We start from the raw sequence: 13569 nt of genomic DNA on the forward strand, positions 1-13569 counted from the left end.
CCAGCCTGGCACGAGGCCCTGACTCGTGCCAGGCCCCCTCGCCGGCTTCCGCATCCTCGACCTGACCGCCATGGTCTCCGGCCCCTCCGCCACCATGCTGCTCGCCGACCAGGGCGCGGAGGTGATCAAGCTGGAAAATCCGGCCGGCGGCGACCACACCCGTGCCTCGGCCAACCGGCGCGGCGGCGTCTCGGCCAACTACCTCCACAACAACCGCAGCAAGCGCTCCGTCGCGCTCGACCTGAAGCGGCCGGAGGCGAAGGCCGCGCTGCTGCGCATCGCCGCGCGCTGCGACGTCTTCGTGCAGAATTTCCGCCCCGGCGTCATCGAGCGCATGGGGCTCGGCGAGGATGCGCTGCGGGCGGTGGCGCCGGACATCGTCTATGTCTCGATCAGCGGCTTCGGCGAGGCGGGCCCGTTTGCGCAGAAGCCGGTCTATGACCCGCTGATCCAGGCGGTCTCCGGCCTCGCCAGCATCCAGGCCGGCGCCGACGACCTGCCGCCACGGCTGGTGCGCACCATCATCCCGGACAAGCTGACCGGCGTTGTCGCCGCCCAGGCGATCACCGCGGCGCTGCTGGCGCGCAGCCGCGGCGCGCCAGGACAGCATGTGCGGCTCGCCATGCTGGACGCGGTCACCGCCTTCCTCTGGGGCTCCGACATGGGCAGCCAGACCTTCGTCGATGCCGCGATCCCGCAGCAGGACGCCGCCAGCTTCATCGACCTGATCTACGCCACCACCACCCGCCATATCACCGTCGCGGTGCAGAACGACCGGGAATGGGTGGCGCTGTGCCGGGCGCTCGACCAGCCCGGCTGGCTGGAGGACCCGCGCTTCGCCACGCCGGCGCTGCGGCAGACGCATATCAACGAACGCCTGGCGCTGATCCAATCCGCGCTGGCGACGCGCAGCGCCGAGGAATGGCTGGAGGTGCTGACCGCTGCCGCGGTGCCTTGCGCACCGGTGCTGACACGGACCGAGACGCTGACGCATCCGCAGATCCTCGCCAACGGCATCGTTATGGAGAGCGAGCATCCGCAGGCCGGGCGCATCCGCCAGGCGCGGCCGGCGGCGCGCTTCTCGGCAACACCGGCGGTGCCGCAGCGCCCTGCCCCGCTGCTCGGCGCCGACACCGCGGCGGTGCTGCAGGAGGCCGGGCTCACCGCCGCCGAGATCGCCGCGCTGACGGAGAATGCCGCATGATCGACTTCCACTACTGGCCGACGCCGAATGGCTGGAAGATCTCCATCATGCTGGAGGAATGCGGCCTGCCCTACCGCATGGTTCCGGTGAACATCGGCGCCGGCGACCAGTTCAGGCCGGAGTTCCTGGCCATCAGCCCGAACAACCGGATGCCGGCGATCGTCGATCACGATGCGCCGGAGGGGCCTGTGCCGGTGTTCGAATCCGGCGCCATCCTGCTGCATCTGGCGGCACGCAGCGGGCGCTTCCTGCCGCGCGATGCGAAGGGCCACAAGGAATGCCTGGAGTGGCTGTTCTGGCAGGTCGGCAATCTCGGCCCGATGGCCGGGCAGCTCAGCCATTTCGTCAACTACGCCCAGGGCGAGCACGAATACTCCCGCACCCGCTACGCCAATGAATACCACCGCTGCCTCGGCGTGCTGGAACGCCGGCTGGCGGGGCGCGACTACATCCTGGACGACTACTCCATCGCCGATATGGCAAGCTTCCCCTGGGTGCTGATCAGCAAGCCGCTCGGCCAGCCACTGGATGAGTTTCCTGCCGTCGCGGCCTGGCGGCAGAGGATCAAGGCGCGGCCGGCCGTGCAACGCGGCATCGATCTCGGCAAGGCGCTGCGCCGCGGCGCGCCGCCGACCGAGGCGGAGCGCCGCATCCTGTTCGGCCAGCGCGCCCGGCAGGGCTGAGCCGCGCCGGAACCACCGCGTCCGGGCAACGTTGCCGGGGCATCATGGCACCCCGCGCCTCGGCCGCCCGCGATACCTTCCTCCGCACCTACCGGGCGAAGCGCGACTTCACCGTCACGCCGGAGCCCGAACCCCGCGCCGCGCACCGCGGCCAGGCGCTGCGCTTCGTCGTGCAGAAGCATGAGGCGCGGCGGCTGCACTGGGATTTCCGGCTGGAGCATGACGGCGCCCTCTGGAGCTGGGCGGTGCCGAAAGGCCCCTCCCTCGATCCCGCCGACAAACGGCTGGCGGTGCGGGTGGAAGATCACCCGATCGTCTACGCCGATTTCCGCGGCACCATCCCGGAAGGCAATTACGGCGCCGGCACGGTGGAGATCTGGGACAGCGGCAGCTGGGAGCCGGTCGGCGACCCGGCCGCCGACCTCGCCGCGGGGGAGCTGAAATTCCAGCTGAAGGGTAAGCGCCTCGCCGGCGGCTTCGTGCTGGTGCGGATGAAGCCCCGCGGCCGGGAACGCGCCGAGAATTGGCTGCTGATCAAGGAGCATGACGCGGCGGAACGCCCCGGCGCCGATGCCTCCGTACTGGAGGTCACGCCCGGCCCGCCGCGGCGCCCGGTACCGAGAAAGGCGAAGCCCGCCGCCGTCACCCGCGCCGAGACCGTGGCGGCGCCGAAATCCCGCCCCGGCATCGCCGTCGCCCAGAAGCCAGAGGCGGCGCCGCGCCCGCCCCCGCGCGGGCCTGCGCCAGTCGCCGACGCGGCGCGGGCGCCGATGCCGGAGGAGCAGAAGCCGCAGCTTGCCACCCTGGTCGAGGAACCGCCGGAAGGCGCCGCCTGGCTCAGCGAGGTGAAATTCGACGGCTATCGCCTGCTGGTCCGCAAATCCGGCCGCGATATCCGCCTCATCACCCGCAACGGACTCGACTGGAGTGGTAAGCTGCCCGAGGTGGTGCGCGCCGTGGCGCGGCTGAAGCCGGACACCCTGCTGCTGGATGGCGAGCTGGTGGCGCTGCGGGAGGACGGGCTCTCCTCCTTCGCCGCGCTGCAGGCGGCACTGGCCGATGGCGGGGAACGTCGCGGGCTGTTCCTCTATCTCTTCGATCTGCTGTACCTGGATGGCTGGGATCTGCGCCCCTGCCGCCTGGCGGACCGCAAATCGGCACTGGCCGGGCTCAACCCATGGCGCGGCCCGCTGCGCTACAGCGACCACCTGGCCGGGGAAACGCCGCGGGTCCGCCGCCAAGCCTGCGCCATGGGTCTCGAGGGCATCATCTGCAAGCGGGCCGATGCGCCCTATCGCGGTGCCCGCAGCCGCGATTGGGTGAAGGTGAAATGCCAGGGCCGGGACGAGTTCATCCTCCTCGGCTGGACCCCGCCGGCCGGCAGCCGCACCGGGCTCGGCTCCATCCACCTCGGCTTCTTCGACGAGCAGCGGGGATTGCACTACGTCGGCGGCGTCGGCACCGGCTTCTCCGACCGGGAATTGCGCAGCCTGCATCGCCGCCTGTCGCGCATGGTGACGACGTCGCCGGATGGGCTGCTGCTGGCCGGCGAGCCGCCCGACCCCGCCATCAACTGGGTTCGGCCGGAGCTGGTCGCCGAGGTGCAGTACATCGGCTGGACCGGCTTCGGCCGGCTGCGCCACGCCACCTGGCTCGGCCTGCGCGAGGACAAGGGGCCGGAGGAGGTGGTGCGCGAGGTGCCGCACCCGGAGGTCGCCCGCATGCCCTACCAGCCCCGGCAGAGACCAGGCGCGGCGATCGTCCACGCCGCCGCCCCGAAGCGCGGCGCCCAGCGCATCGGCGGCACCGAGATCACCCATGCCGACCGTGAGGTTTGGCCCGGCATCACCAAGCAGGATCTCGCGGAATACTGGACGAAGCTGGCGCCGCGCGCCCTGCCGGAAATCGCCAACCGGCCACTCGCCCTGCTGCGCTGCCCGGACGGCATCGAGGGCCAGCGCTTCTTCCAGAAACACGGCAACAAGGGCATGCCGCCCGCGATCCGCGAGGGCACATCGGAGGATCAGCCCTGGCTGGCAATCGAGGGCGAGCCCGGGCTGCTGGCCTGCGCGCAAATGGCAGCAATCGAGCTGCATGGCTGGGGCGCCACCCTGGCCGATCCGGCGCGTCCCGACCGGCTGGTCTTAGACCTTGACCCCGGCGAAGGCGTCGGCTTCACCGAGGTGGTGAAGGCGGCGCTTGCGCTGCGGAAGCGGCTGCAGGCGATGGGGCTGGAAAGCCTCTGCCGCACCACCGGCGGCAAGGGGCTGCATCTGGTGGTGCCGCTGGAGCCGACGGCGGGCTGGGATGCGGTGCGCGACTTCGCCCGCGGCATCGCCCGGGCGATGGAGGCGGAGGCGCCGGAGCGCTTCGTCTCCACCGTACCCAAGGCCAAGCGGCGCGGCCGCATCCTGGTGGACTGGCTGCGCAACGGCGCGGGCGCCACCGCCATCTGCTCCTATTCGCCCCGCGCCCGGTCCGGCGCCACGGTGGCGACGCCGCTCGCCTGGCGCGAGGTGGGTGCGAAACTCGACCCGCAGGCCTTCACCCTCTCCACCGTGCCGCAGCGCATCACCCGGCAGAAGCGTGACCCCTGGGCGGAGCTGCCGGCGCTGGCGCGCCGCCTGCCGAAGGAGAAGCCCTGATGGCGGAGCATCAACGCCCGATCTGGCGCGGCCATCTGCGCCTCGCCCTGGTCTCCTGCCCCGTCGCCCTCTACAGCGCGCGACACGCTTCGGCGGAGCTGCATTTCCACTTCATCAACCCGGAGACCGGCAACCGCGTACGCATGGTGACGCTCGACGCCGAAACCGGGAAGGAGCTGCACCGCGGCGATCTGGTGAAGGGCTACGAGTTCAAGAAGGACACCTATGTCCTGCTCGATGATGCGGATTTCGAGCGGGCGAAGATCGACAGCTCCACCGTGCTGGCGATCGACAAATTCGTCGCCGCCGAGGCGATCGACCCGGTCTACTACGACGACAGCTACTTTATGGTGCCGGATGGCGAGGCCGGCGAGGATGTCTACGCCGTGCTGCGCGAGGCGATCGGCAAGACCGGCCGCGTCGCCCTCTCCCGCCTGGTCGTCGCCCGGCGCGAGCGGGCGGTGGCGATCATGCCGATGGGACGCGGCATGGTGCTGCACACGCTGCACGATCCGAAGGAGCTGCATGACCCGCAGGAGCATTTCGCCGGACTGAAGGGCATCAAGCTGGATTCGGCGATGGTGCGGCTGGCGACCCAGCTCATCGACCGCCAGACCACACGCTTCGACCTCTCCGACATGGAGGACCGCTACGAGGCGCGGTTGCGGGAGGTGATCGAGGCGAAGCTGCGCGGCGAGGAGGAGCCCGAGCCGGCGGCGGAGCCGGAGCGGGACAATGTCATCGACCTGATGACCGCGCTGAAGCGCAGCCTCGGCGAGGACCAGGCACCGGCCAAACGCGCGGCGAAGCGCAAGCCGGCGGGCAAGGCGAAGGCGCCGGCGCGGAAGCCCGCCGCGCGCCGCCGGGCCTGACCGGGGTACCATGCATCTCGCCTGTGGGTCCAAGAGGGGCCCTGCCCGCCAGAGGCCGAAGGGCCTCTGGAAGCCAGAACTCAATCAAGGATTCCAAGAGCCTTTCGGCCCTTGGTGGGGGAGCGCGAGGGGGCAAGGCGCCCCCGCGTGCCGGCCCTTTCGGCAGTCGGCTAGCCGCCGATGATGCGCGCCGCGGCGATGATCGGATCCATGCCCGGGGTCATGGTGGCGCCCTCATGTACCCGCTGCTCGGCCAGCACCTCCGCCGCACGCACCGCGGCCAGCGCCTCCAGCACCGCCTCGGCTCGCTCCAGCGGCACCACCACCACGGAATCGGCATCACCGACGACGATGTCGCCCGGCCGGACATGGACGCCGCCCAAGGTCACCGGCAGGCCGACCGTGCCTGGCCCGTTCCGCGCCGGGGAATTCGGGCTGATGCCGGCGGCAAACAGCGGCAGCCGCGCCGCCACGATGCCGGCGCGGTCGCGCGCCAGACCATCCGTGACGAAAGCGGCGACGCCCTTGTTCTTCATCATCCCGGCGGCGAGGTCGCCGATCAGCGCGGTGCCGGTGAAGCCGTCATTACTTACCATCAGCACGTCGCCCGGCTCCGCCTCATGCAACGCGCCGAACATGCCGACGGTATCCGCCGGATAGGCATGCGCGGTCAGCGCCGCGCCAACGAAGGCGGCATTCTCCGGATCAAGCGGCTTGATTCGCCAGTCCACCGCGCCGCGCCCATCCATCGCATCGGCCAGATGCGAGGTCTGGGCGCCGCGGAAGGCATCGATCAGCGCCTGGCTCGGGCGGCGGTGGCCCCGGTGGAGGGTCAGCAGCGGCGGGTTGTGCAGCATGGCGGTTCTTCCCTGGACGCCGCAGCCAAGCGCCAAGCCCGGGCAGGGTCAACCGGAAGCGTCACTCGGCCGCCAAAGCGAAGGCCGGCGAGGCCTGGGCGCCGGCCGAAAGCTCCGCCGCCGCGGCCAGCAGCGCCGGGGCCAGCCGGTGCATCCGCGCCGCATCCAGCCGCAGCAGCGGCCCGGCGATGCTGAGCACGCCGATCGGCGCCTGGGATACCGGGTGCCGCACCACCGCGGCCACCGCCGCCATTCCCGGCGAGGAGCTGTCCTCCACCACCGCATAGCCCTGCGCCCGCGCCGCCCGCAGCCGCTGCAGCAGCGCCTGCGGCGTGCGCGGCGCCCGGGGGCCAAGCTGCCGCGGGTCGCCGAAGCCCTGGGCGGCGACCAGCGCCAGCGCCGCCTCATCCGTCAGGCTCGCCAGCCAGGCATGGCCATTGGCGGTGGAGGCCAGATGCGCATCCATGCCCATGTCGGGGTCGTAGCGCAGCCCGTAGCGGGCACCCTGCGCCTTCGCCACCCAGGTCAGCCGGCCATCGGCGATGACGCCGAGCCGGACCAGCTCCCCGGTTTCCTGCGCCAGCCGGTCCAGCACCGGCTGGGCGATGTCGGTGATGCCGCTCTGCGCCAGATAGCCGAGGCCGAGCGACACCAGCTTGATGCTCAGCCGGTAGGGCCCCTGGTCGCGGTCCTGGCGGACATAGCCCTGGCGGACCAGCTCGGCCAGCAGCCGATGGGTGGCACTGCGTGGGATCGCCAGCCGGTCCGCCATGGCATGCAGCGGCAAGCCGGCCGGCGCGGTGGCGAGCAATTCCAGCAGGCGAAGGGCGCGGTCGAGCACGGCGGTCATCGGGTCTCCCGCTGCGGACGCCTCCAGGAGCGCCCGGGCGGATTCAATATGGAACTACGTTCCAATTCCTGCCAGCCTTCGTTGCAGGCAAGGTGGAGGAAGGCGCATGCTCGCAGGGCTGAACGGCGCGACGCGCCTCTATGTCGTCATCGGCGACCCGATCGCCCAGGTGCAGTCCCCCGCCGGAATCACCCACAGCCTTGCGGCGCGCGGCCGGAACGCCGTGCTCGTGCCGGTGCATGTGCCGGTTGCCGATGTGGATGCCTGCATCCGCGGCCTGTCGCTGGCACGGAACCTCGACGGCATCGTGGCGACGGTGCCGCATAAATTCACCGCCTTCCGGCATTGCGCCACGGTGACGGAGCGCGCCCGCTTCCTCGAATCCGCCAACGCCATGCGCCGCAATCCGGATGGCGGCTGGCATGGCGACATGCTGGACGGGCTTGGCTTCGTCGAAGGCATCCGCCGGGCGGGCTGCGTGCCGGAGGGCAGGCGGGCGCTGCAGGTGGGCGCCGGCGGCGCCGGCACCGCCATCGCCCTGGCGCTGCTGGAGGCCGGGGTGGCCTCGCTGGCGCTGCATGACGCGGATGCGGCGCGGCGGGACCGGCTGATCGGCCGGCTGCGCAGCCGCTTCGGCGACCGGGTGCGGGAGGGCTCGCCCGACCCTGCGGGGTTCGATCTGGCGGTGAACGCCACCCCGGCCGGGATGCTGCCGGACGACCCGCTGCCGCTGCTGGCGGACCGCCTGGCGCCCGGCACCTTCGTCGGCGAGGTCATCACCGCGCCCGAGGTCACCCCGCTGCTGGCCGCCGCCCGGGCGCGTGGCTGCGGCACGCAGACCGGAATCGGCATGTTCACCGCCGTGCGGGACATGATCGTGGACTTCCTGCTGGAGAGAGATCTGGAACAGCATTCCAGATCGGCTTGATGCTGGCGGCCGATACGCCTAGCCTCCTCCGAAAGGTGGGAGAGACGATGATGCGCCTCGGGCTGTTCATAATGCCGCTGCATCCGCCGGAGCGGCCGATGGCCGAGACCCTGGCGGAGGACACCGAGAAATCCCTGCTGGCCGACCGGCTCGGCTTCCATGAGCTCTGGGTCGGCGAGCATTTCTCCGCCTCCTCCGAGCCCATCGCCTCGCCGCTGATCTTCATGGCCGGGCTGGCACCGCGCACCAATCTCACCTTCGGCACCGGCGTCATCAACCTGCCGAACCACCACCCGGCCATCGTTGCCGCCGAGGTGGCGCAATTCGACCAGATGACCGGCGGCCGCTTCATCATGGGCATCGGCCCCGGCGGCCTGGCCTCGGACTGGGAGCTGTTCGGCAACACCGATCCGGCGCAGCGCGGCAAGCGGATGGTGGAGTCGATCGACACCATCCTGGCGATCTGGGCGCAGGACCCGCCCTATGACATCGCCGGCGCGCGGATCACCGAGGCGATCATCCCGGAGTTCGGCGTCGGCACCATGCCGAAGCCCTGCCAGCGGCCGCATCCGCCCATCGCCATCACCGCGCGCAGCGTCGACAGCTTCGGGGTACGAATGGCGGCGCAGCGCGGCTGGAGCGTGGTCTCGGCCAATTTCGTGGCAGAGCGGGTTGTCGAAGGCCATTGGCAGACGATGCGCGCCGCCAGCGGCGCCGCGGCCAGCGGCGCGGATTGGCGTGTCTCCCGCAATTTCTGCATCGCCGCCACCGATGCCGAGGCGCGCGACCGCATCTTCGACGCCAAGGGCGCCAACCGCTACTACTTCCACTATCTCTCCACCCTGGCCCGCCGCGCCGGCCAGTTGGCAACCTTGAAGCCGGCGGCTGACACGCCCGATGCGGCGGTGACGCTGGAGGCGATCATCGACGACTGTGTCATCAGCGGCTCGCCGCGCACCGTGCTGGACCGGCTGATCGCCTTCCGCGAGCGGGTCGGCCCTTTCGGTCATCTGCTGATGGCCGGGCTCGACTGGAGCGGTCCGAATGCCGCCTGGGAGCAGGAGACGATGCGCCGGCTGGCCGAGGAGGTGATGCCGCGCTTCCGCCAGCATGTCGCGGCAACGAAGGCGGGATAGCCGTCGGCTACCGTTCTCCGTCATGCGCGGACCTGACCCGCGCATCCGGATATCAACGGATGGCCGGATCGAGTTCCGCCATGACGTGGAGGCGGCGCGGCGGCGCTACGCCACCGGCTTCGGCCAACGCGAGGCGACCTCCGGCAGCACCCGCTCGATCAGCAGGCGGGTCTGCTGCAGCATCCCCTCCCCGTCGCTCACCGCCGGCCGAAGGATGAACTTCGACACCCCGGCATCGATGTATTCGCCGATGCGCCGAAGGATCGCCGCGGCATCGCCGGTGACAAAGCGATCGGCGGCGGGTTTGCCGCTGCGCCGCTCATAGGCAGCGCGCAGCCGGGCGATGTCCGGGTCGTCCGCCGCGCCGAAGCGGAAGGCGAAGGCGGCGCCGTAATGGTCCTCGTCGATGCTGCGGCCGGTCTCCACCAGCGCGGCACGAATGGCGTTGACCACCGCCCCCGCCTCCGCCGGCGTCTCCGGGCCGCCTTGCCAGCCGGTGCCGTAGCGTGCGGTACGGCGCACCGCGGCATCGGAAGCGCCGCCGATCCACATCGGCAGGTCGGGCTGCACCGGCAGCGGCGATATGCGGGCGCCGGTCAGCCGGTTGTGGCGACCGGCAAAATCGACGCTCTCGCCGCGCCAGAGCCGGGCGATGATCTCCAGAGCCTCATCGGTACGGCGGCCGCGCTCCTTCGGCTCCAGCCCCATCGCGCCCCATTCCGGCGCCAACGGGCTGCCGATGCCGAAGCCCGGCAGCAGCCTTCCGGCCGAGAGCATGTCGATGGTGGCGCATTGCTTGGCCAGCAGCACCGGCTCCCGCATCGCCAGGGAGACGACGTTCATGCCGAATTTCAGCCGCCGCGTATGCCCGGCCAGCGCCGCCAGGGTCGCCATGCATTCGAGGATCGGTTGGTTGCTGATGATGCGATCGGTCTGCCAGAGGCTGTCCACCCCACCCTGCTCGCAGAGATCGACCCAGCGCCAGAATCCCGCCGCATCGGCGAAGGGAAACTCCATCAGCCCGAGCCCGATGGCGATGCGGCGGCCGGCCATCAGGCGATCTCCGCGACGGCGGCATGGAAGCGCCGCATCACCGCCAGATGGTCGGCGATGCTGCGCCCCGGGATGCGCTTGTGGTGCCGCCGTCCATAGGTGTTGGTCAGGGTCAGGTGGGTGGCGCCGAGGCGCTTCCAGTAGCGGGCATCCTGCGCCCAGCTCGCCTCGTCGCCGGCGCCGCCGGAGATCCAGACCTCAAGGCCGATCGCCGTGGGATCGCGCCCCCCCTTTTCCGCCAGCGTCCTGATCCTGGCCAGCTCGCCCTCGATCTCCGGGCCCGGCGCATAGGCATTCATGATCCAGCCGTCGCCGATCGTGGCGATGCGCTCCAGGGTCTGCGCGGCATGGCCGCCGAACCACACGGGTATTCGGCGGCGCACCGGCAGCGGGTTGATCCCGGCATCCTCCACCTTGTGCCAGCGCCCCTCGAAGGTGACATGCGGCTCGGCCCAGAGCGCCTGCATCAGCCGCACCTGCTCGGCGCTGCGCCGGCCGCGGTTGCCGAAATTCTCGCCAAGCGCGGTGAACTCCACCGGATTCCAGCCGACCCCGACGCCAAGCCGGAAGCGCCCGCCGCAGAGCACATCCAGCGACGCCGCCTGCTTCGCCACCAGCGCCGCCTGGCGCTGCGCCAGGATCAGAACCTGGGTGGAAAATTCGGTGGTCGGCCGGCACAGCGCGGCCAGGTAGCCGAAGCAGACGAAGGGATCGTGGAACAGGTCCTTCGACGTATTGCGGTCACCCCAATCCGGCCGCGATGCGACATTCACCCCCAGCACATGGTCGGCGAGGCCGAGGTTGGTGAAGCCGATCTCCTCCGCCGCCAGGGCGACATCCCGCACCGTCTCCGGCGCCCCGCCGATATCGCTCAGCGGCAGCATCACACCCAGGCGCATCGGTCAGCCCTCCTCAATTGGTGCCGACGGCGGCGCCCAGCACATCGCCGATGCCGCGGTGAATGACGAGATCGGCGATGTCGTCGAGCCCGGTTCCCTCGCGGTTGACGATGACCAGCCGGGCACCGTTGCGCTTGGCGAGTTCGGGGAAGCCCGCCGCGGGATAGACCACCAGGGAGGAGCCGAGGACGATGCAGAGGTCGGCCGCCAGCACCTCCTGCTGCGCCCGGATCATTGCCGCCTCCGGCATCGACTGGCCGAAGCTGATGGTCGCCGTCTTGATCAGCCCACCGCAGGCGCGGCAGTCGTGGACGTCGCCTTCGCGCTCGAAGGCGGCGCGCAGCGGCTCCAGCTCATAGCGCTCGCCGCAGTCGAGGCAGGTGGCGTAGGTGGTGTTGCCGTGCAGCTCGATCACCTGGCGGTCGGGGATGCCGGAGGCCTGGTGCAGCCCGTCGATGTTCTGGGTGATGACGGCGGAGACCTTGCCCTCCCGCACCAGCCGCGCCACGGCGCGATGGCCGCGATTGGGCTCGGCGGCGCGCATCACCGGGTCGGACGCGAAGCGGCGGCGCCAGGCCTCCCGCCGCATCTCGGCCGATGCACAGAAATCCTGGAACATGATGGGCTGCATCTGGGTCCAGATGCCGCCCGGGCTGCGGAAGTCCGGGATGCCGGATTCCGTGCTGATGCCGGCGCCGGTGAAGACCACGGCGCGGCGGGCGGCGGCGATCAGCCGCCGCAATTCCATGGTGTCGGACGCCTGCTCCATGGCGGGGAGCCTGACCCGGTTTCCGCCGCCGGGCAAGCGCCGGCTGCTACCGGGGCAAGGGTCAGGCGCGGGCCTCGGCCCGGATCATCGCCGCGCCCTTCTCGGCGATCATGATGGTCGGCGCATTGGTGTTGCCGGTGGTCAGGGTCGGCATCACCGAGGCATCGATCACCCGGAGCCCGCCGATGCCACGCACCCGGAGCTGACTGTCCACCACGCTGGCCGGGTCCTCGCCCATCCGGCAGGTGCCGACCGGGTGGTAGATTGTGGTGCCGTATTCGCGCATATAGGCGAGCATCTCGGCATCGCTGTTCACCTCCGGCCCCGGCATCATCTCGAAGGCACTGTGCTGAGCCATGGCGGGAGCGGCGAAGATCTGCCGGGCCAGGCGGATGCCCGCCGCCAGCACCTGCTGGTCGGAATACTGCGCCAGGTAATTCGGTCGGATCGCCGGCTTCTCCAGCGGATCGGCGGAGCGGGCCATGATGGTGCCGCGGCTGTCCGGCCGCACCGGGCAGACCGCGACGGTCATCCCCGGCTCCCTCTCCAGGGTGCCGACCACGTCGCGGTCGTAGGTGGCCGGCGTGAACAGCAGCTGCAAATCGGGGCTGGCGAGGCCCTCGCGGGAGCGGCAGAAGACCTGCGCGGTGGTGACGCCGAAGGTCAGCGCGCCGCGGCCCTGGACCGCGTAGCGCATCGCCTCCCGCATCAGCCGCCAGCCGCGGGCGAGCTGGTTGGTCGAGATCTCGCCCTTCACCCGGTGCTGCACCCGGCCGACGTAATGATCCTGCAGGTTCGCGCCGACCGCGGTGATATCCTGGAGCACGGGCACGCCGATCGCCTGGAGATGCGCCGCCGGGCCGATGCCCGAGACCTGCAGCAGATGCGGCGAGTTCACCGCGCCGCCGGAGAGGATCACCTCCCGCGTCACCCGGATCTCGCGCTCCGCCCCGCCCTGGCGGAAGCGGGCGCCGACGCAGCGGCGGCCCTCGCAGATCAGGCCGGTCGCCACCGCATCCGTCTCGATCCGGAGGTTCGGCCTTCCCTTGGCGGCGGCGAGGAAGGTGCGGGCGGTCGAGCCACGGAAGCGGCCGTTGCGGGTCATCTGCGAATAGCCGACGCCCTCCTGCTCACGGCCGTTGAGGTCCTTGCGGAAGACATGCCCGACCTGCTGCGCCGCCTCGACGAAGCGGTGGGTCAGCGGCAGGATGGTGCGGTAATCCTCGACGCGCAGCACGCCGCCCTGACCGCGGTACTCGGCCTCGCCGCCCTGGACGTAATGCTCCGACTGGCGGAAGTAGGGCAGCACATCCTCATAGCTCCAGCCGCGGCAGCCCATCTGCGCCCAGCCGTCGAAATCCGCCGGGTTGCCGCGGACATAGAGCATGCCGTTGATCGAGGAGGAGCCGCCGAGCACCCGCCCGCGCGGCCAGTGGATGGCGCGGTCGTTGCTGCCCGTCTCCGGCTCGGTCGCGTACATCCAATTGACCCGCGGGTTGCGGATCAGCTTCAGCATGCCGGCGGGGATGTGGATCCAGGGATACCAGTCGGACGGCCCGGCCTCCAGCAAGGTCACTTGCGCCGAAGTCTCGCTCAGCCGGCTGGCGACGACGCAGCCGGCCGAGCCGGCGCCGATGACCAGATAGTCGGTGTCCATGGCATTCCCCCAGGTC

The 13569-nt window shown here is 70.9% G+C and carries 12 protein-coding genes; 6 read left to right on the forward strand and 6 right to left on the reverse strand.

What is annotated here, in order from left to right; all coding sequences use genetic code 11:
- Positions 1-25: 25 nt before the first annotated feature.
- Genes H7965_RS00965 through ku form a run of 4 tightly spaced genes read left to right on the forward strand, consistent with a single transcriptional unit; the run spans position 26 to position 5404 of the window.
- Positions 26-1204 (forward strand): CaiB/BaiF CoA transferase family protein, encoded by a 1179-nt coding sequence (locus H7965_RS00965; RefSeq protein ID WP_186768643.1) that lies wholly within the window; start codon positions 26-28, stop codon positions 1202-1204.
- On the forward strand, positions 1201-1887 hold the full coding sequence (locus H7965_RS00970) for a glutathione S-transferase family protein (RefSeq protein WP_186768644.1): 687 nt from the start codon (positions 1201-1203) through the stop codon (positions 1885-1887). Before H7965_RS00965 ends, H7965_RS00970 begins: the two co-directional genes overlap by 4 nt.
- Before the next feature lie 44 nt (positions 1888-1931).
- Positions 1932-4532, forward strand: coding sequence for a DNA ligase D (ligD, locus tag H7965_RS00975; protein ID WP_186768645.1), 2601 nt, complete (start codon positions 1932-1934; stop codon positions 4530-4532).
- Positions 4532-5404: a non-homologous end joining protein Ku gene (gene ku, locus H7965_RS00980; protein WP_186768646.1), complete on the forward strand. Its 873-nt coding sequence runs from the start codon at positions 4532-4534 to the stop codon at positions 5402-5404. The genes ligD and ku overlap by 1 nt, the downstream gene beginning before the upstream one ends.
- Before the next feature lie 170 nt (positions 5405-5574).
- Here the strand turns inward: ku and H7965_RS00985 are convergent, their stop codons facing one another.
- Together H7965_RS00985 and H7965_RS00990 are read right to left on the reverse strand one after the other, a co-directional pair.
- Positions 5575-6261, reverse strand: a complete 687-nt coding sequence (locus tag H7965_RS00985) for an RraA family protein (RefSeq protein ID WP_186768647.1) — start codon at positions 6259-6261, stop codon at positions 5575-5577.
- Positions 6262-6322: 61 nt separating this feature from the next.
- A complete protein-coding gene (locus tag H7965_RS00990) occupies positions 6323-7111 on the reverse strand; it encodes an IclR family transcriptional regulator (protein WP_186768648.1) in 789 nt (262 codons plus the stop codon).
- Between the two features lie 106 nt (positions 7112-7217).
- Between H7965_RS00990 and H7965_RS00995 the strand changes: the two genes are divergently transcribed.
- Both H7965_RS00995 and H7965_RS01000 read left to right on the forward strand, forming a co-directional pair.
- Complete coding sequence (locus H7965_RS00995) at positions 7218-8039, forward strand: shikimate dehydrogenase family protein (RefSeq protein ID WP_186768649.1); 822 nt, start codon at positions 7218-7220, stop codon at positions 8037-8039.
- A 50-nt stretch (positions 8040-8089) separates the two neighbouring features.
- The gene (locus tag H7965_RS01000) at positions 8090-9175 is read left to right on the forward strand and encodes an LLM class flavin-dependent oxidoreductase (protein ID WP_186768650.1); all 1086 of its coding nucleotides are present in this window, start codon (positions 8090-8092) and stop codon (positions 9173-9175) included.
- Positions 9176-9280: 105 nt separating this feature from the next.
- On the opposite strand, the gene H7965_RS01005 is transcribed toward H7965_RS01000, so the two are convergent.
- The 4 genes from H7965_RS01005 to H7965_RS01020 all read right to left on the reverse strand — a co-directional run bounded on the left by H7965_RS01005 (position 9281) and on the right by H7965_RS01020 (position 13553).
- A complete protein-coding gene (locus H7965_RS01005; RefSeq protein ID WP_186768651.1) occupies positions 9281-10228 on the reverse strand; it encodes an LLM class flavin-dependent oxidoreductase in 948 nt (315 codons plus the stop codon).
- Entirely contained in the window at positions 10228-11127 is a 900-nt protein-coding gene (locus tag H7965_RS01010; RefSeq protein ID WP_186768652.1) for an LLM class F420-dependent oxidoreductase, read from the reverse strand. Before H7965_RS01010 ends, H7965_RS01005 begins: the two co-directional genes overlap by 1 nt.
- A 13-nt stretch (positions 11128-11140) precedes the next feature.
- The gene (locus H7965_RS01015; RefSeq protein ID WP_186768653.1) at positions 11141-11896 is read right to left on the reverse strand and encodes an SIR2 family NAD-dependent protein deacylase; all 756 of its coding nucleotides are present in this window, start codon (positions 11894-11896) and stop codon (positions 11141-11143) included.
- A gap of 61 nt (positions 11897-11957) precedes the next feature.
- Positions 11958-13553: a GMC family oxidoreductase gene (locus tag H7965_RS01020; protein WP_186768654.1), complete on the reverse strand. Its 1596-nt coding sequence runs from the start codon at positions 13551-13553 to the stop codon at positions 11958-11960.
- Between the last annotated feature and the right edge of the window lie 16 nt (positions 13554-13569).

The organism is Siccirubricoccus deserti (assembly GCF_014283215.1).
Classification (GTDB): Bacteria; Pseudomonadota; Alphaproteobacteria; order Acetobacterales; family Acetobacteraceae; genus Siccirubricoccus; species Siccirubricoccus deserti.